Origin of the sequence: Bacteroides sp. 14(A) (genome assembly GCF_000526555.1) — a bacterium.
Lineage (GTDB): Bacteria > Bacteroidota > Bacteroidia > Bacteroidales > Bacteroidaceae > Bacteroides > Bacteroides cellulosilyticus.
This window is the reverse complement of record NZ_JAGH01000001.1, coordinates 1,151,659-1,170,126: the sequence shown is the minus strand read 5'-3', so window position 1 is coordinate 1,170,126 and position 18,468 is coordinate 1,151,659. Positions and strand designations below refer to the sequence as shown.

Below are 18,468 nucleotides of genomic sequence, written 5' to 3'. Positions count from 1 at the left end.
TTTAGCAAATTACCCTAATGAATTTGATGAATAAAATAAGGACTTTATTGGCTCTGCCAATATCCCTTTTCTTTTGTCTTTGGTATTTACCGTTTAGTCAAGCGATAAAGATACCTATCATATTGTACAACCCCAAATTGTACTGTATAAAAGGCAAGGTTATTATAAATGCAACAAAGGTTCGTTTCGGAATGATACGATTAGGATTGTTCATTACAAACCAATATCCCAATAATGGCATCAGTTTTTATAACAAAGGCACCATTCTGTTCAAAGGAGATGCCTGCATTGGAGCCAACAGTGCAATTACAGTGTTGCGCAATAATTCTTATGTGGAGATTGGCGAACGATTTGGTAATTCTTCAACCCTAAGAATAAACTGTGACTACAGGATAATACTGTACGGTGCAGTGCGGTGTGGTTGTAATGTACAGATAATGGACAGTGCTATGCATCGCCTAAAAAATAAGCAAGGATTATTTGTGGGACGTGGCTATGATGAAGTCATCATAGGTTCACATACTTGGTTGGCCACAGATGTAACTGTTATGCAAGGAACTAAGCTTCCCCCTTATTCTGTAGTTGCGGCACGTTCACTTTGCAATCAAGACTATTCGGAGCATGGTAGTTATGGCCTTTATGCAGGAATCCCTGCAAAATACAAAAAATCGGGGAGCTGGAGAGATATAAACGATGATAGCATAATTATTGAAAATGAATAAAATGAATATAGCCTTTATTTTTTCTTATCCGCATATAGTGCCATCGGATGGCGTATATAGTCAGGCTATGACTTGGAAAAAAGGACTCGAAGATTTGAATCATGTTGTGACACTCGTCAATATGTGGAACAATTATGATTGGAAGTCGTTTGATGTAATCCTCTTCTTTGGCTTCAATGAGTATATGCGAGATATAATAAAATGGATTTACCCAATCAATCCCAATATTGCGGTAGCACCCATTTTAGATCCTAACTATAGCTTATTGGCTTTACAGTGTTATGCCCGATGGGGATGCTCAAAGCTCAGGTTAACTAATCCTTATCACTCATTACGGTCAATAAAAGACAAGATAAAAGTCTTTTTAGTGCGGTCTAATTTCGAAAAACGTTTTTTATCGAAAGGTTTTGGAATATCGGGCGAAAAATGTAAGATTGTACCTTTATCATATAGTATTCCAGTTATTGGTGAAATAAACCATAATCGCGAGCCTTTCTGCCTTCATATCAGTTTGCTTTGTGACGCGCGGAAGAATGTAAAGAGACTTATTGATGCGTCTGTAAAGTATCAATTTCGGTTAGTGCTTTGTGGATTATTGCGAAGCAAGGAGGAAGAACAGACTCTGGCAGATTGGATGAGAGGTAAACCTAACGTTTCATATTTAGGCTATGTGACGAAAGAGAGAATGATTGAGCTTTATTCTAAAGCCAAAATCTTTGCCCTACCATCCACCTATGAAGGTGTAGGCATTGTGGCTCTTGATGCAGCGACGATGGGATGCGACATTGTTATAACAAAATTAGGCGGTCCCAAAGAATATTATTCAGGAAAGGCACTAGAGGTGAATCCATATGATACGGATGAAATAGGAACTGCCGTGAAATCGTTTATTGACGGGAAGTCATTTCAGCCGCAATTGAGCAAAATGATAAAAGAAACAAAATCGCCAAAAGTATTGTCCTGCTTGCTGGAAGAAACTTTGTCATTCGTACTCAAATGATAGTCAATAATATTCCTTCTCATATTACTAAAGTTATGCTGTTCTTTGGAATAGCCATTTTAGTAACTTCACCGGCATTTGCATTAGGCGCAGGTGCCAGAAATATGCTGTTAATAGGCGCAATGGCTATTTCACCTTTATTGTTAGTCCAGTATCCAATATTCAACAAGAGGGTTGATTGGCCTTTGATGCTATTTTTGCTATGTACTATTTCGTTCCCCCTAATATTCCATCCTTTAACCATGCGATGGAGTACGGCTTTGTATTCTGGAATGTTTGGTGTCTTTTTTATGGCAATGACTCGATTATTCCATTTTTCGGATGCCAAGTTAAATGATATGCAGATTCTGTTTAAGTCGATAATATATGCTTATCTGTTCGTTTTGCTAATACAACAGACATGTGTGTTATTCGGATTTCCAATATTCAATGTAAGCAATTACTCTCCTTTAGAACCTTGGAAGTTGAATTCACTGATGTCAGAGCCTGAACATAGTGGCAGAATGGTGGCCTTACTTATGTATTCATTTTTAACGATGAAAGAAATAGAAAAGGGTTCTGCATTGTCATTCAAAGAATCATGGAATGAAGATAAGATTTTGTGGTGTGCTTTTTTATGGGTGATGCTGACAATGGTAAGTGCTGGTGCTTATTTATTTTTGCTGGTTGTACTATCAAAATTGCTAAATAGGAAAACCATAGTTTCGCTCCTTGCCCTTGTTCTTGTTTTAGCATTCATTGTTACAATAATGGGAGGCGAGACTTTTATGAGAACATACAAGCTGGTTCTTTCAGTATTTACCTTTGACACTATGAAGATGTTTCAAGCCGATCATAGCGGTGCATTGCGTTTTGTTCCATCCATAATCTGTTGGCAGCATTTAGATATGACTTCTTTGAATGGGTGGTTCGGATACGGAGTTGACTATACTAGTACATTTTTGTACAGGTATATTCCTGGAGTTGTAAAAGGATATACTGGTGGCGGCTTAATGTTATATGCCCTTGAGTATGGTTTTCTGTCATTCCTAATATTCGCCATATCTTCATTTAGGTATTGTTATGACTCTGATAATAAAATAGCCACCATCACATTTTGGACTTTTTCAATATTGCTGTCTGGAGTGAATCTTCAAATCACTTGGTCTACAATGATGTTGCTATATATAAACAAAAAAATGAAAGAAAGTTCAGTATGAAAGAGAAAATATTTATTTCCGCATTTTCTTGTATGCCACATATGGGGTCAGAACCAGGAGTGGGATGGCATTGGGTCCTGGAGATGTCAAAGTACTTTGAATTGTGGGTCTTAGTTCATAAAGAACAGATAGATGATATCGAAAGTTTTGTCATCCAAAATGGATTAAACAAAACTATTCATTTTATATACTATGACATACCTCTTAATTCTCTATTTTTCAAAAATGGAAATTTCAAGTGGGTTCGTACTTACTATTATATTTGGACGATTCTTTCCAATAAAATAGTAAAAAAAACAATGCAAGATAATGGTATTAATATCTTCCATCACTTAACCTTTGGAAATGCCATTTGGCCAGTTAGTAAATTTGGTCAAACACAGAAGTTCATTTGGGGACCGATAGGTGGAGTGGAAACAATACCTGAAGAATTCACTAAACACTATGATATTAAAAGTCGTATTTTAGAAAGCATTCGTCGAATTATGGTGAAAAGTCTGAAGTATCGAATCGGATTTAATCAAAGATGCAAGAACGCTTATTTGATACTGTGCAAAACAGAAGCAATGAGAATGGCTGTCCCAGAGAAATGGCGACAGAAAGCTGTGCTTTTTACAGATGTAGCTGTAGAGGATGCAGACACTAATTGCTCGATTTCTTCAAACAATTCTCCCAATAAAACAATAGAACTTCTATCCGTCGGTAGGCTGGATGCTTGGCGAGGATTTGACCTTCTGCTGGAAGCATTTGCTATCGCGTACAAACAAAACCCTCAAATGCACCTTACTATACTGGGCAATGGTATGTATAAGGCAGAATTGCTTAATATGCGTTCACGGTTGGGTATTGAGAAGACGGTAGATTTCTTAGGAAATATCCCCATGGATGAATATCGTCAGAAAATAGCTCAATGCGATTTTGTGGTGAATAGTAGCCTAAAAGAGGGGGCGGTGACTGTGAGTTTCGATTCTATGCGATACGGTAAGCCACTAATTTGTGTAGATACAGGTGGATATACCCGATATTTCAACAATGATTATGCAATGGTACTTCCTCAACAAAACCGTGAATCACTGATTCAGTCTTTGGCTGATGCTATTATACGATTAGCTTCCGACATAGAATTGCGTAAATTGATGGGCGAAAAAGCTCAAAGAACAGGCAAACAGTTTCTGTGGGAGACAAAAGGGGAGCAAATTAGAGATGTAATCTATCGTTTAGATAATAACATACATCTATAGCAATGAAACAAATAGTTTGTTTCCATCTCTTCAACGACTACAGCGGCAGCCCAAAGGTGTTGAATATGGTGCTGAAAGGGTTACTTGAGAAAGGGGAAAACATAGAGTTAGTCACCTCAAAAGGGGGAGTGCTGGACGAACTTAATTCGCATCCTAACATGAAGCGGTATTCTTATTCGTATCGTTTCTCCACGAACCCGGCGCTAACGATGTTGAGATATAGCTGGGTACAACTCTACACGTTCTTCTATGCTTTCCGATATATCTTCTGCAAGAACACAGTATTTTACATCAATACGTTGTTGCCCGTAGGTCCGGCACTGGCCGGAAGGCTGATGGGAAAGCGAGTGGTGTATCATTACCATGAAAATGCTTTTGCTAAAGGGGTGTTCTATAAGGCATTGGCCTTCTGTATGCAAAAGTTGGCACATGAGATAATCTGTGTGTCGGCTTATCAGGCTTCTTTTTTGAAGAGGAAAAAAGGGGTGACGGTGATACCGAATGCGTTGCCTACAGAGTTTGTTAGCAGGTTGCATCCTGATGCGGAAGCGGCGTTTAACCGCAAGACGGTGCTAATGCTATCTTCTTTGAAAGAATATAAAGGTACGCGTGAGTTCATTGAATTGGCTGACAGGCTACCGCAATATAAATTCGTATTAGTGATTAATGATACGCAAGAGAACATAGATAAATACCTATCCGATAATAAAATAACAAATATTAAGGGGCTGACGATTTACCCAAGACAAGCTGACGTAACTTCTTTCTATAATGCTGCATCGGTAGTGGTTTGTCTAACCAATCCCCAACTGGCGGTAGAAACATTCGGTCTTACTACATTAGAGGCCATGAGTGCCGAGCTTCCTGTGATAGTACCGACTGAAGGCGGTATCGCTGAAATGGTGGAGAACGGCGTTAACGGATTTAAGATGGATGTACAGGAACTGGATGAAATAGAGGAAACGATAAGGCGGATGCTGACCAACTCCGATTTATATCTATCTTTGTCTGTTGAGGCGTTGAGCCATTCGGCTGCATTTAACGAGCAAGCTATGTTGCAACGCATAGAGGACGTCGTGTATGGCAATAAATAAAGTATTTGAAACATTTCATGCTTTTTTCATTAGGAAAATTTGCAATTTCTTTTTTGGAAGCCAAATATGTCAGGAGCTTCAATAAACTCAAAATTTAATCAACTATTTTTATATGAAACACGTCGCTATCGTTGGCATTCAGGGAGTGCCGGCTCAATACGGTGGTTTTGAAACACTGGTAGAGAACATTATCGGCAGGAATTGTGCAGACACGGTAAAATACACGATTTTTTGTAGTGGTAAGGATTATGCCACACGCATGAAAACCTACAAAGGAGCACAACTGAAGTACATCCCGCTATTCCATGCCAATGGGATGCAAAGCACTCCTTATGATATTTTGTCGATGCTTAGATGTTTGCGAGGTTATGATACCGTAATCATATTAGGTGTGTCAGGCTGTGTTTTTTTGCCCGTCTTCAGACTGTTGTATCGGAAGCAATTAATAGTGAACATTGACGGGTTGGAACACCGGAGGGCCAAATGGGGTAAGTTTGCCAGATGGTTTCTACGAACAAGTGAAGCGATGGCCGTGCGCTATGCTGACGTAATCATAGCCGATAATAAAGGAATACAGGACTACGTATGGAATACGTATCATAAGAAAGCCGAATTAGTAGCCTATGGAGGAGATCATGCACAAAGAAATGTCACCGAAGAAAGGCAGAACGAAATTCTGAGGCAATACGGAATCGCTCCCGGAAACTACGCTGTCAGTGTATGCCGTATTGAACCGGAAAACAACTGTCATCTGATCCTGAAAGCCTTTGCTACTTCTGGAAAGAATCTGGTGTTTGTGGGAAATTGGGAACGGAGCGAATACAGCCGACAACTCAAAGAAGAATATTGTGGTCGGAAAAATATACAGATGGTAGATTCTGTGTATGACCTTGATATACTCTATGCACTGCGCAACCAATGCAGGTGCTATATCCACGGACATAGCGCAGGCGGCACAAACCCTTCGTTAGTGGAAGCTATGTTTTTCGGCAAACCGATTTTAGCTTACGACGTGATTTATAATCGTGAGACAACAGAAAACGAAGCTCATTACTTCAAAACAAATGAAGAACTGGTAGAATTGCTACATGACAGCCCCGAGGACGGATACAAGATGCGGGAGATTGCAAAGCAACATTATACCTGGGCTTTTATAGCTCAACAATATAAAGCATTACTTTCATCCCCCAAATAACTAACCATCTTCACAAAAGAAAACTCATCAGTAAAATATTTTATAAGCTATTCGTACTGATCGAATTATTTATAGCAGCAAAGTGCCGGAAACAATCACCCTACCTGGCGATTGTTTCCGGCACTTTCTTTATAGAAGAGCCATAAGAAGGAAAACATTCATCATTTTCCTAACGTCCAGTTAATAGCATTCCTGAACATCTTCGTGAAATCTTCCGTCTCATACAGCCTCTTGCTGTGCCCTATCTGGAAATAAACATTGCGCGCTTTTTTACCTTCGTTCACCCATACCACAGGATGATCGCCCATCTTGATATCCGAAGCAGGCGTATAGGTAGCCTCATCAACACTGGCTAGCACACGCACATTCGGACGTGGACTCTTGTCATAAGTGTACCACTCATCATCAGGCACCACGAAAGAAGCCTGCACTCCCTTCATCACCGGGTGTTTCTTATCCTCCACAAGCACCGTACCATCAGCAAGCGGCGCTATATAATTCTGGAAACGTACACCACCCATAAAATCAGAAAACCATTGCCACAGTGGAAAACCGTCAAACTCACCCAACAAAGTGGCATGATGGAAACCGATCCAACCACCTTTACCTTCCTCTATATATTTAACGAAAGCATCTTCCGCTTCTTTCGGCCATGTATAAGGAGGATAATCCAACTGGATAATCAGATTGAACTGGGACAGATAAGTCTCCGTAATAGGTTTGGCATTGTTTATCTCGGTAATGCTGAAATTCATCTTTCTACTTTCATCAGTCAGCCACTTCAGACCCGCATCCGTAAATCCACCATGCTGACCACCTCTTTCCGTCAAGACCAGCACCTTAGTTCTATGCTTCTTACCAAGCAGATTCTCAGCCACCGTACGACGCAAATCTCCTTGCTCATTATCACCACTATAGTCCCAATACATACCACCCAATAAATCTCTATCCAAGATATATTGACACTTGATTGCCAGTGAACGGGCATTTTCAAAACCGAATACCAGCGTATCATTTTTATTAACCAGATAAGGAACCTGGGCAACCGTATCCCACTTTTCAGTATAATCACCACCGGTACTTCCTACTTTATTAAAATCCTGGAAACTGGGGTATCCATCTCCGCCACGACCATAAAAAGGCATCCCCATCACCAGCATGGAAGGTGGCACACCGGCTTTCAGATGCGCAGTAACAGCCTCATCCGACGTAATGCCTCCACTGTTTGCAGACCGATAAAGTGCCGAATGGTGTTTCGGTGCAGAAGCCATGTCATAAGCCATGATATTCACAAAGTTAATAAAAGGAAGAATAGCTTTGAAGTCGATATACTTCGCTGAAGCCACAGTGGCAAGTGTCAATTCCTTCTGATCACCTATCGCTGCCCTGATATCTTTCATCAGAAGTGTAAAGTTCTCCGTGTCATCGGGTGAAGCTGAAATGTTCGCCATTGAACTCGTGGGATATTCCCAATCGATATCGATGCCATCCAGATCAAATTCCTTCACTACCCGGTCGCAATCCTTAGCAAATGCCCGGCGATATTCATCATTGGCAGCCATTTCACTGAAACGTCCACTCCCCCATCCGCCGACAGACAGAAGTACTTTCAATTCGGGATTTTGCTTCTTCAGGTCCACAATTTGTTTCAAGCGTTCTTCATTGTCAATCCTGACGCCATCAAAACTTTCGTTTACATGACCGAAAGCATAATTAATATGCGTCATGTACTGGGGTTCCGGCACAATGTTACTCCAAGAAGTTACATACGCCACAATCACTTTGGAACTCAAGGGGTTCGCTGTGCTTTCCCCCGACTTGGTGGTGCTGCATGAAGCCAATATGGCTAAAGCAGCTGCCATCATCATTCTAATCTTTTTCATAAGTATTATAATTAATCAGCTGTTTGACGAATACGTGAACCTATCAATGCGTAATAGAGCATGAATATCTCGCCCAAAAGTACAATAAACCAAGACCATCTCCAACTTCCGAGCACATCAGCCAGTATTCCCTGCAACAAAGGCAGGATGGCACCACCCACTACACCTATCATAAATACCCCGGAAGCCACAGATGTATATTTGCCCAAATGGGCTACGGACAGGGTAAAGATGGCTCCCCACATAATAGAATGGAACAATCCGACTGCCGTCAGCAACCACGGATTATTCAGAAGGATAGCCAACAAAGCAAGTGCTCCTGCCGAAACCGTAGTTACAACCAACTGCACACGAGGAGAAATCTTACTCAAAGAGCTTCCTACCAACCGCCCCACGAGCATCCCGCCCCAATACAGTGTAGCCATTAATGCCGGAGATGCATAATTCATTTCAATGGCATACAGATTGATATTGGCACCTATACAGACTTCCACGCCCACATAACAGAATATAGCACAGACTCCCAAAGTGAGATGCCGGAACGACCAGATACTCTTTTCCAGCTTCTCACCTTTCTCTATCCGAGTTCCCTGTATATCCGGCAAAGATAGTTTCATTAACAGGAAAACAATCAAAGAAATCACCACTATCAGCACCAGGAACGGAATCATTAACTGATCTATCCGGATATCTTCCATTGCCAGGCCACCGAAAACAACACCCGTAACAAAATAAGGTGCCAAAGTGGTTCCTACAGAATTGGCTGAGCCACCAATGGCAAGACGTTGAATGGCTTGCGTACCTTTCACATGGCAAGCCGTGAGATAAGGATTGATAACCACCTGCAAGATGGTAGCAGAAGCTCCCACCACAAAAGACCCCAAAAGGAAAATAAAGAAACCACCGGGAATAACATTTCCTCCAGCATGCCAGTTGGCTTCCGGAAAGAAAACCGTAAAATAAGAGGAAGCGAAAAATAATCCCAAACCAACCACCATTACCAACAGTCCGCGCATCAGCGTACCTTTATAGCCATATTTACTAATCCAAGACGACCCTACCCGACCACAGACCGGATAAGCCAGGAACCAGGAGAAGGTAATCAATGTGGCGAATGTGTTTTTCAGGCCACCCACTTCGGCAAGGAATGTTTCTTTCAGCGGTCCCTGGAACTGAGTATTGGCAGTAGTAAGGAAACCTACAATGAAAAACAGGAATACCATTGTGATAAATGGCCCCATATAGTTCACTTGTTTTTCTTGTTGTGTCATAGTATCATGTATTAAATAAAAGAAATTCGCAATTCGGGTGAAGCTGAAGTACCGATGCAGGAACTTCCGGTGTAACGGGTCCCTCCAGCATTTTCCTGACGATATCCGCCTTGTTCGCACCTTTGGCAACCAATACGATTTTACGGGCCTGCATGATGTTCCGGATTCCCAAAGTAGCACCACCCAGTTCTTTCTCCGGTGGTGTATTCGTTTCCCGTCGGATACGTTCTTCCAGTTCCGTATTCATTTGAGTCACCCATGTTTCTCCTCCTAAGGGAGAACCTGGTTGATTAAAACCCAGATGGCCATTCTCACCCAATCCCAAAATCAATAAGTCAATGCCTCCACGGCTCTCTATTTCTTGCTGGAAAAGCTTGCAGGCTTTGTCAAAATCATCAGAGACTGTAGGTAGCATCAGGAAGTTGTCTTCTTGGATGCCCAGCGTATCGATCAGTTCTGTCTTCAGCATTGTGTAACATGCACCTGCATACTCACGGGGTACATTAGTCACCTCGTCCAGTCCGAAGAATGTAACAGAAGAAACATCAAAAGGATATCGGGAATAGATTTCTCCAACCAGGCGATGCAGGTTGCCGGTAGTACGCCCTGTAGAAAGTCCGATAACACTTTCCGGCTTATTCAGAATTTCACCAATAATGCGCCATGCAGCGATACAATCAAACTCTTTTTCACTCTTTGCTATAGTTATTTTCATGAGTCTACTTTTTTATCACTAATCATTAATCACTAACCATTAATCACTATTTACATATTCATCGCCACTGCGCCCGCACCCAACAAACCTATAAAACCCGGGTTAAGTTTAGTGATAACCACGCCATTGGTTACAAAGCGCATCGTAGTAGGATGAAGTTTCTCCAGTATTTTCTCATGAATATATCCGTCGGACACAATGCCGCCACCCAATACCACCGTATCAGGATCAGTAACCCGTACCAGATTCATGATAAGATTTGCCAAAGCTTCCGAAGCATTTTCAACCAGAGCCACACACAAAGGATCTCCTTTCTGGCTTAGCGCAAAGACTTCGCTGATCAGTACTCGTTCTCCCTTTTCTGCCGGGATATGCAGATTGGTTTCATACCGGTTGCGAAGAAGACGGGCGCAATTATCAAAACCGATACCGGCAGCAATGGCCTCCACACAATCCATTCTTCCACAACCACACTTAATGCCAAGATTCACTCCCACACGCACGTGCCCTACCTCACCCGCATTGAAGTGACTGCCACGTATCTGCCTGCCATTGATAACCGTACCGACGGCAATACCTGTACCTACATTAATATAAATAAAGTTCTTGGATATTTGTCCGAATCCCCAGACACGTTCAGCGCGAGTGGCACTTTTCACATCATTATCTATATGGCAGGGGATACCATAAATATCCGACAATTCCTTTGCCAGCGCTATCGGTTGCGTCCGACTCGGATCAATCTGTAACCAAATGCCCTGATTAGGATCTACACGCCCTATCAGCCCGACTCCCATACCGACAGGTTTCTGGTCACACCAACCCACCGTACGGATATAATCATCGAGTGACGACTTTATGATTTCCGAAGCTGCTTGCTGGTTAAAATATCCGGAGTCATATTTCTTATACCTTAAAATATTACCATGGCTGTCCACCTCACCAATCAGTAGCTTGGTTCCACCCAAATCAAGACCTAAATAAGTTTCCATTCTTTATTGCGTTTTTAATATTGTTTACTGTCCACAATATTACGCACTATCAGGAAAACGGGAGTTGATTATCTAACAAAAAAGGTTTGATACCTGTCCGTGGTGGTTAAAAAGCTATCTTTAATACTTTAAATCTTGCTGGGACTCGTACCAAACTGCTTTTTAAAGCAAGTACTGAAGTATTTTGAATCAGAAAATCCAACCATGGAAGATACTTCACCAATCGAAAATCTTCGGGAAGCCAGAAGTTCTTTCGCCTTATTCAGACGGACAATACGGATAAAATCATTAGGTCCCTGCCCGGTCAAGGTCTTGATCTTATTATAAACGGAAGTACGGCTCATGCCCAGCATACGGCAAAAGTCGTTGATAGAGAATTCTGAATTAGAAAGTTCTTCATCAATCACTTCCATCACTTTATCCATAAACTCCTTGTCCAGCTGGCTGGTATAGTCCGTATCTTCCGGTGGAGTATCCATGGACAGCACCGTATCGCGAAGATGCTGCCTGTTCTGGAGGATATTCCGTATCCGGACTTTCAGGACAGAGAGGTCGAAAGGTTTAATTATATAATCATTCGCCCCGGCTTCGAGTCCGAATATGATATTCTCCCTTTCACTCAGAGCCGTCAATAGTATCACAGGAATATGACTCGTATCGACAGAAGACTTCAGTATACGGCACAATTCATCACCTTCTAACACGGGCATGACAATATCCGAAATAATGATATCCGGATTGATCTCCCTTGCCATCTCCAAAGCCTTCCCGCCATCGGGCACTCCGATTACTTTATATTCTGATGACAAACTATTCATCAGATACTCCCTCATATCTTTATCATCCTCAGCCAGAAGCAACACATTCTTACCGGCATCTTCTTGTTCCGGGAAGGTATCAACAGTGGGTATTTCCTGCGTATTTTCTTTTCGCTCAACAACTATCCCCGACTTTATCTTCAACGGGAATGTAACGGTAAATATCGTCCCTTTACCTTCCGTACTGCTAAACGAAATATCACCGTGATGCTGCTTCACAATCCTCCGTGTAATCATCAGCCCGATACCTGAACCTGTTTCCTGAAAGTTCATGGCATTCTGTGCCCGATAATACTCATGAAAGATATTTCTTTGTTCTTCTTTTGGAATGCCGATACCTGTATCTTTTACTTCAATCGACCATTTCTTCTTCGTTGTTCTTACCGTAATATAGATAATCCCTTTCTCCGTATATTTCAAGGCATTCGAAAGGAGATTGTCCACAATATGATCCATCTTATCCCGGTCCATCCACACCTGCGGCATGTCCGCCTCTGCCTTCAACTGAATTTCCACTCCCTTTTGCAGGACGGCCATGTGGAACTCCGCTATCTTTTCTTCCAGATAAGCTTTGATATCGTAAGGAGAGACTTTCAGACATTCGGCATGCAGTTCCGTTTTCTGTAAGTCCAACAACTGAGTAACCATACTCAACAGTTTCTCGGCATTCTTCACAGCTACCGCCACTGTCTTCTTACTTTCTTCCGGAAGCTCCCGCTGTGCTTCAAGTTCGCTCAGAGGTGCCTTTATCAAGCTGATCGGGGTGCGTATATCATGCGCTATGCTGATAAAGGAACGTATCTTCTCCTTTACCCGGTCTTCATTGGCTTTATGCCTCCGATACTGCACAAAGATATAAACAAAGACAGAAAGCAATATAAAATAAAACAGCAATGCCCACCATGAAACCCAGTAAGGACTACTGATTACCACCTTCAGACTGCGCTCCCCTATCTGTTGCCCGGTATATTTATCGAATGCCCGTAACCGGAATGTGTATGTACCGGAAGAAAGGTCCATATAGTTCACGCTCCGCACCGAATTGGAATGTTCCCATTCTTCATTATGCCCCTCCAACATATACTCATACCTTATTCTGTGCGGAGCCGTAAAATTGATGGCAGAGAAAGAAATGGAGAATGAATTCTGGTTATAGTTCAAGCCGATCTTCTGCGTGTCGTTGATATTAGTCTTTAAAAGGGAACCTTTCATACCCGCCTTCACCGATTCATAAAGCAATTTAAAATCTGTCAGTATCAGTTCGATAGGGCCATGCTGTCCGAAGTTCAGCGAAGGAGAAAAGGTTATCACTCCCTCCGCCGTACCAAAAGCAAGGCATCCGTCGTCCAGTTTGAAGGCTGAATTAGGGTTATAATATCCCCAGGTGATATCCAGAAAATCGTTTGCGCTGATCAGAATATCGTTTGATAAGTCCAGGCAATAGAGTTCTTTTTCCGTACTGAACCAGATACGGCCATCGTTATCTTCCGACAGGCTATTAATGGAATTGGAAGCAAGACCGTCATCCGTAGTATAGGCACGCGCCTCTCCTCTATCAGGGTTGAAACGTACCAATCCTTCTCCGTCGGTGGCAAGCCATATATCTCCGGATGAAGATTGCAATAAGCATCGGATAGGATAGTGCAGGGAAATATCTCCGAACTTCTGATGCCACTGTGCTTTTCCCGTAGCTTTATCGAAAACAGCCAGACCACTACATCCTGCTATCAGTAATGAACCGTCTCTACCGGACTTCAAGTCTCCTACACAATCAATCGGATAATAGGTATAAGTATCCGTCAGCATATTGTAGCGTGTAAATTCGCCTTCAATACCACCTATCCAAAGATAATCACCTTCCGCATGGATAGCATAAATGTAATCGGTGGCCACACCCTTGTCCGAACCGGTTTTCCGTTTTTCCATCTTTTGCACCTTGCCTGTTCCCTTATGGATAGCATAAAGACCGATACCATATCCACCTACCCAGATGTTTCCTCTTGAATCTTCAGCAAGAGCCAATACAACTTTAGAACCATGCTCCGTACCATCCAGAAAGTGCTTCCATTGACGTTGTTTGTGCCGGTAAAGGCTGACTCCATTGTTTGTGCCATACCAGCAATCTCCCTCAGAATCCTGAAATATGACATTGATATGATCCGATTTCAGGGAATTAGCATTATTCTGTTCATGCTTCATTCTCCTTACATCAGGAATATTGGGGTCTAAATAGCTGATGCCATTGGTAGAGGTACTCACCCAAATGCCGCCAAATTCATCTACACAAATATCAGAAACGGTATTGCCATTCAGACTTCTTTCATCATCTTCATTGGTGATATAATGCTTCAGAAGCCGTTCCGTAGTTCTGTCTATCTGGAAAACACCGGCACCGTCAGCTCCTATCAGCAAGGTATTATCAGGAGCCTGTGCAAAAGTGCGAATGGGAACATGGGGAATGAACTCTTTGAAAGACCGCACCTTCCTTGTCGATTTATCCACGACAAAAGCCCCGTCGGAAAAGGTACCTACAAATAATTTATCTTCGAAAGCACACAATGATTCGACATGCATTTCCGCGGGAAGAGGTATCGCTTCCTCTGAAGAAAAACCGGTTTTATTCGCTCGCTTCAACCGATAGATACCTTTATTGGTTCCGGCACAGAATTCAGTATCATCTATCTGCACAATGCAATTGACGCATTGTCCTTTCAACCCGGCAAGCAATAAGCCGGACTTTTCTTCCCAACAGTAAACCCCCGTTGACATACACAGCCAAAGGCGGTTATCCACATCAAAAAGGATATTATTCAAGACCGGAGAAGAAAGATATCCGGATGCATCGACACGCAGTTGAAAAGCATCCGTCCGATTATCGTACGCGTATATCTTTCCGTTCTTCAAGGCAATCCAGATATTCCCCGAATAATCACAGGTCATGGTAGTGGAAGACAGGATATGATCTTTGGACTCCACCGTTTCGTCCAGCTGATAGTGTTTTATTTCATTGCCGTCATACCGGTCTACCCCCATATGGGTATAGGCCCATATAAAACCGGCAGAATCTTTACTGACCTGAAATACCTGCCGGCTGCTCAACCCTTCTTTTATACTCAGGGGACGAAACGAACCGGCAAATAAAGTGAAGCATTGAAGGAGAAATATAAGTAAGGTGAAAATGTATTTTATCATAATATCGTTATTATCTGTCCGCATTACACATTTATAGGTTTCGCGGATGCAATATTAGACACAAATATAAAAAAAGTGGTTTAAAAACTATCCAAATAGGTTTGATTTCTATTACTTTTGTCCATCAAACCAATAAACCGTGATAGGCCATGCTCAGCAAGCTTAAATTAAACCAGCTCTATTTCAAAGACACGCAGTTCGCTAACCTGATGACGCGACGCATCTTCAACGTCCTTCTGATAGCCAATCCTTATGACGCTTTCATGCTGGAAGACGACGGACGCATTGACGAAAAAATCTTTAATGAATATACTTCACTTTCTCTGCGCTATCCACCCCGCTTTACCCAGGTATCGACTTGCGAGGAAGCCTTGGCACAACTCTCTACCGTACCGTTCGATCTCATCATCTGTATGCCGGGAACGGGAGATAACGACAGTTTCGATGTGGCGCGACACATCAAGAGCCTTTACGAACATATTCCCATGGTGATACTGACCCCTTTCAGCCACGGTATCACCAAACGCATCGCCAACGAAGACCTGAGTCCTTTCGAATATATCTTCTGCTGGCTGGGAAACACGGACCTACTGGTGTCTATCATCAAACTGATAGAGGACAAGATGAACCTGGAACACGACGTAAATGAAGTAGGTGTGCAGGTGATTCTGGTTGTGGAGGACGGTATCCGTTTTTATTCATCCATATTGCCCAACCTCTATAAGTTCGTATTGAAACAGAGCCAAGAGTTCAGCACCGAAGCATTGAACGCCCACCAGCGCACGTTGCGTATGCGTGGACGTCCGAAGATTGTACTGGCCCGTACGTATGAAGAAGCTATAGGCATTTACGAGAAATACAAAAATAATATATTAGGAGTCATTACCGATGTCCGCTTTCCACGTGTGGAACGTGGTGAAAAGGACGGACTTGCCGGTATCAAGCTTTGCGCTGCCATCCGTAAGGAAGATCCCTTCGTACCGCTCATCATTCAGTCGTCCGAATCGGAGAATGCGCTTTATGCTTCAAAATATGGTGCCGCCTTTATCGATAAGAATTCCAAGAAGATGGACGTAGACCTGCGCCGCATCGTATCGGACAATTTCGGTTTCGGCGACTTTATCTTCCGCAATCCCGACACACTGGAAGAGATAGCCCGTGTAAAGAACCTGAAGGAATTACAAAACATCCTTTTTGCCGTACCGGCAGAGTCATTCCTTTATCATATCAGCCGCAACCATGTCAGCCGTTGGCTCTACTCACGCGCCATGTTCCCGGTAGCTGAATTTCTGAAACCTATCACCTGGAACAGTTTGCAGGATGTGGACGCCCACCGTAAAATCATCTTCGAAGCAATTGTAAAATACCGTAAGATGAAGAACCAGGGTGTGGTAGCCGTGTTCAAGCGTGACCGTTTCGACCGCTACTCCAACTTCGCCCGCATCGGTGACGGCTCATTGGGAGGTAAAGGGCGCGGCCTCGCTTTCATCGACAATATGGTGAAGCATCACCCTGAATTCGAAGAATTCGATAACGCCCGCGTTGCCATTCCCAAGACCGTAGTGCTCTGTACTGATGTCTTCGACGAGTTTATGGAGACAAACAATCTGTATCAGGTAGCCCTTTCGGATGCGGAGGACGATGTGATCCTGCGATACTTCCTGAAAGCGAAGTTACCCGACCGACTGGTAGAAGACTTCTTTACCTTCTTTGATGTAGTGAAGTCTCCGCTTGCCATCCGTTCGTCTTCTTTGCTGGAAGATTCACACTATCAACCTTTTGCCGGAATATACAATACGTATATGATCCCCTATCTGGATGATAAATACGAAATGCTCCGTATGCTGTCCGATGCCATAAAAGGCGTGTACGCTTCGGTCTACTTCCGCGACAGTAAAGCATATATGCAGGCCACAAGCAATGTCATCGACCAGGAAAAGATGGCGGTCATTCTGCAAGAGGTAGTCGGCAACCAATATGGTGACCGTTACTACCCCAGTATGTCCGGTGTGGCACGCTCGCTGAACTATTATCCTATCGGTGATGAAAAAGCCGAAGAAGGTACTGTGAACCTCGCCCTCGGCTTGGGAAAATATATCGTAGACGGTGGTATGACACTCCGCTTCTCTCCCTATCATCCCCACCAGATATTGCAGACCAGCGAAATGGAAATAGCACTGAAAGAGACGCAAACCCGTTTCTACGCTCTCGACCTGCGTAATGCCGGACACGATTTCTCTATGGACGACGGCTTCAACCTGTTGAAACTGCACGTGAAAGAGGCGGAAAAGGACGGAGCACTGAATTATATAGCCTCTACCTACGATCCCTACGACCAGATTATTCGCGACGGTCTATATCCCGGCGGGCGCAAAGTCATCACCTTCGCCAATATCCTGCAACACGACGTTTTCCCGTTGGCACGCATACTGCAACTGGTACTGAAATACGGTGAACAGGAAATGCGCCGCCCCGTTGAAATAGAATTTGCCGCCACCATGAGTCGGGAACAGGACAAATCGGGTACTTTCTACCTGTTGCAGATACGCCCCATCGTAGATACGAAAGAGATGCTGGACGAAGATCTGACAGCCATACCTGACGATAAAGTACTGCTTCGCTCCAACAATTCCCTGGGACATGGAATTATGAATGATATCTATGATGTCATCTATGTGAAGACGGATGATTACAGCGCATCACACAATCAAGAGATTGCCTGGGAAATAGAGAAACTGAACCAACAATTCCTTGATGAAGGCAGGAACTATGTTCTCGTTGGTCCCGGACGTTGGGGTAGCAGTGACACATGGCTGGGTATTCCTGTAAAATGGCCACATATCAGTGCTGCCCGCGTCATTGTGGAAGCCGGATTGACGAATTATCGCGTAGATCCCAGCCAAGGGACTCACTTCTTCCAGAACCTGACTTCTTTCGGTGTAGGCTACTTCACTATTAATGCCTTTATGAATGATGGCGTGTATGATCAGGACTTCCTGAATGCACAACCGGCCGTACACGAAAGCAAGTATCTGCGGCATGTCCACTTCGAACAACCTGTAACAGTAAAGATGGATGGCAAGAAGAAGCTGGGTATTGTGCTCTTACCCGGTGAGTGAACATGCAAAAGATGCCATCTGCATCAG

Annotated in this window: 12 protein-coding genes; 7 read left to right on the top strand and 5 right to left on the bottom strand. The window is 43.1% G+C overall.

Features of this window, described 5'->3' with window-relative positions; translation table 11 throughout:
• The first annotated feature begins 191 nt into the window (after nt 1–191).
• The 6 genes from K429_RS0104185 (at nt 192) to K429_RS0104160 (ending at nt 6,451) form a co-directional block, all read left to right on the top strand.
• Nucleotides 192–722, top strand: a complete 531-nt coding sequence (locus K429_RS0104185; RefSeq protein ID WP_230324599.1) for a hypothetical protein — start codon at nt 192–194, stop codon at nt 720–722.
• On the top strand, nt 715–1,722 hold the full coding sequence (locus tag K429_RS0104180; protein ID WP_007214956.1) for a glycosyltransferase family 4 protein: 1,008 nt from the start codon (nt 715–717) through the stop codon (nt 1,720–1,722). Before K429_RS0104185 ends, K429_RS0104180 begins: the two co-directional genes overlap by 8 nt.
• On the top strand, nt 1,719–2,921 hold the full coding sequence (locus K429_RS0104175; protein WP_025726131.1) for a hypothetical protein: 1,203 nt from the start codon (nt 1,719–1,721) through the stop codon (nt 2,919–2,921). Before K429_RS0104180 ends, K429_RS0104175 begins: the two co-directional genes overlap by 4 nt.
• Nucleotides 2,918–4,162 (top strand): glycosyltransferase family 4 protein, encoded by a 1,245-nt coding sequence (locus K429_RS28405; protein ID WP_007214959.1) that lies wholly within the window; start codon nt 2,918–2,920, stop codon nt 4,160–4,162. Before K429_RS0104175 ends, K429_RS28405 begins: the two co-directional genes overlap by 4 nt.
• A 2-nt stretch (nt 4,163–4,164) precedes the next feature.
• Complete coding sequence (locus K429_RS0104165) at nt 4,165–5,256, top strand: glycosyltransferase family 4 protein (RefSeq protein WP_025726130.1); 1,092 nt, start codon at nt 4,165–4,167, stop codon at nt 5,254–5,256.
• A gap of 112 nt (nt 5,257–5,368) precedes the next feature.
• Entirely contained in the window at nt 5,369–6,451 is a 1,083-nt protein-coding gene (locus K429_RS0104160; protein WP_025726129.1) for a DUF1972 domain-containing protein, read from the top strand.
• Nucleotides 6,452–6,612: 161 nt separating this feature from the next.
• Here the strand turns inward: K429_RS0104160 and K429_RS0104155 are convergent, their stop codons facing one another.
• The 5 genes from K429_RS0104155 to K429_RS0104135 form a co-directional block, all read right to left on the bottom strand.
• On the bottom strand, nt 6,613–8,334 hold the full coding sequence (locus tag K429_RS0104155) for a glycosyl hydrolase family 18 protein (protein ID WP_007217277.1): 1,722 nt from the start codon (nt 8,332–8,334) through the stop codon (nt 6,613–6,615).
• A gap of 11 nt (nt 8,335–8,345) precedes the next feature.
• Nucleotides 8,346–9,605, bottom strand: a complete 1,260-nt coding sequence (locus K429_RS0104150; protein WP_007214964.1) for an MFS transporter — start codon at nt 9,603–9,605, stop codon at nt 8,346–8,348.
• 4 nt (nt 9,606–9,609) lie between these two features.
• Nucleotides 9,610–10,320: a 6-phosphogluconolactonase gene (locus tag K429_RS0104145; RefSeq protein WP_007217275.1), complete on the bottom strand. Its 711-nt coding sequence runs from the start codon at nt 10,318–10,320 to the stop codon at nt 9,610–9,612.
• A 50-nt stretch (nt 10,321–10,370) separates the two neighbouring features.
• A complete protein-coding gene (locus K429_RS0104140) occupies nt 10,371–11,312 on the bottom strand; it encodes an ROK family protein (RefSeq protein WP_007214966.1) in 942 nt (313 codons plus the stop codon).
• Between the two features lie 128 nt (nt 11,313–11,440).
• Nucleotides 11,441–15,322, bottom strand: coding sequence for a hybrid sensor histidine kinase/response regulator transcription factor (locus K429_RS0104135; protein WP_231501805.1), 3,882 nt, complete (start codon nt 15,320–15,322; stop codon nt 11,441–11,443).
• Between the two features lie 149 nt (nt 15,323–15,471).
• Here K429_RS0104135 and K429_RS0104130 point away from each other — a divergent pair, with 149 nt between their 5' ends.
• Nucleotides 15,472–18,441: a PEP/pyruvate-binding domain-containing protein gene (locus K429_RS0104130; RefSeq protein ID WP_007217272.1), complete on the top strand. Its 2,970-nt coding sequence runs from the start codon at nt 15,472–15,474 to the stop codon at nt 18,439–18,441.
• Nucleotides 18,442–18,468: the final 27 nt, after the last annotated feature.

What these genes read in the sequence shown, in the direction of transcription:
- K429_RS0104185 (WP_230324599.1), top strand. Translation starts at nt 192, where the DNA reads ATGATACGATTAGGATTGTTCATTACAAACCAATATCCCAATAATGGC.
- K429_RS0104140 (WP_007214966.1), bottom strand. Translation starts at nt 11,312, where the DNA reads ATGGAAACTTATTTAGGTCTTGATTTGGGTGGAACCAAGCTACTGATT.
- K429_RS0104160 (WP_025726129.1), top strand. Translation starts at nt 5,369, where the DNA reads ATGAAACACGTCGCTATCGTTGGCATTCAGGGAGTGCCGGCTCAATAC.
- K429_RS0104150 (WP_007214964.1), bottom strand. Translation starts at nt 9,605, where the DNA reads ATGACACAACAAGAAAAACAAGTGAACTATATGGGGCCATTTATCACA.
- K429_RS0104145 (WP_007217275.1), bottom strand. Translation starts at nt 10,320, where the DNA reads ATGAAAATAACTATAGCAAAGAGTGAAAAAGAGTTTGATTGTATCGCT.
- K429_RS0104175 (WP_025726131.1), top strand. Translation starts at nt 1,719, where the DNA reads ATGATAGTCAATAATATTCCTTCTCATATTACTAAAGTTATGCTGTTC.
- K429_RS0104165 (WP_025726130.1), top strand. Translation starts at nt 4,165, where the DNA reads ATGAAACAAATAGTTTGTTTCCATCTCTTCAACGACTACAGCGGCAGC.
- K429_RS0104135 (WP_231501805.1), bottom strand. Translation starts at nt 15,322, where the DNA reads ATGATAAAATACATTTTCACCTTACTTATATTTCTCCTTCAATGCTTC.
- K429_RS0104130 (WP_007217272.1), top strand. Translation starts at nt 15,472, where the DNA reads ATGCTCAGCAAGCTTAAATTAAACCAGCTCTATTTCAAAGACACGCAG.
- K429_RS28405 (WP_007214959.1), top strand. Translation starts at nt 2,918, where the DNA reads ATGAAAGAGAAAATATTTATTTCCGCATTTTCTTGTATGCCACATATG.
- K429_RS0104155 (WP_007217277.1), bottom strand. Translation starts at nt 8,334, where the DNA reads ATGAAAAAGATTAGAATGATGATGGCAGCTGCTTTAGCCATATTGGCT.
- K429_RS0104180 (WP_007214956.1), top strand. Translation starts at nt 715, where the DNA reads ATGAATAAAATGAATATAGCCTTTATTTTTTCTTATCCGCATATAGTG.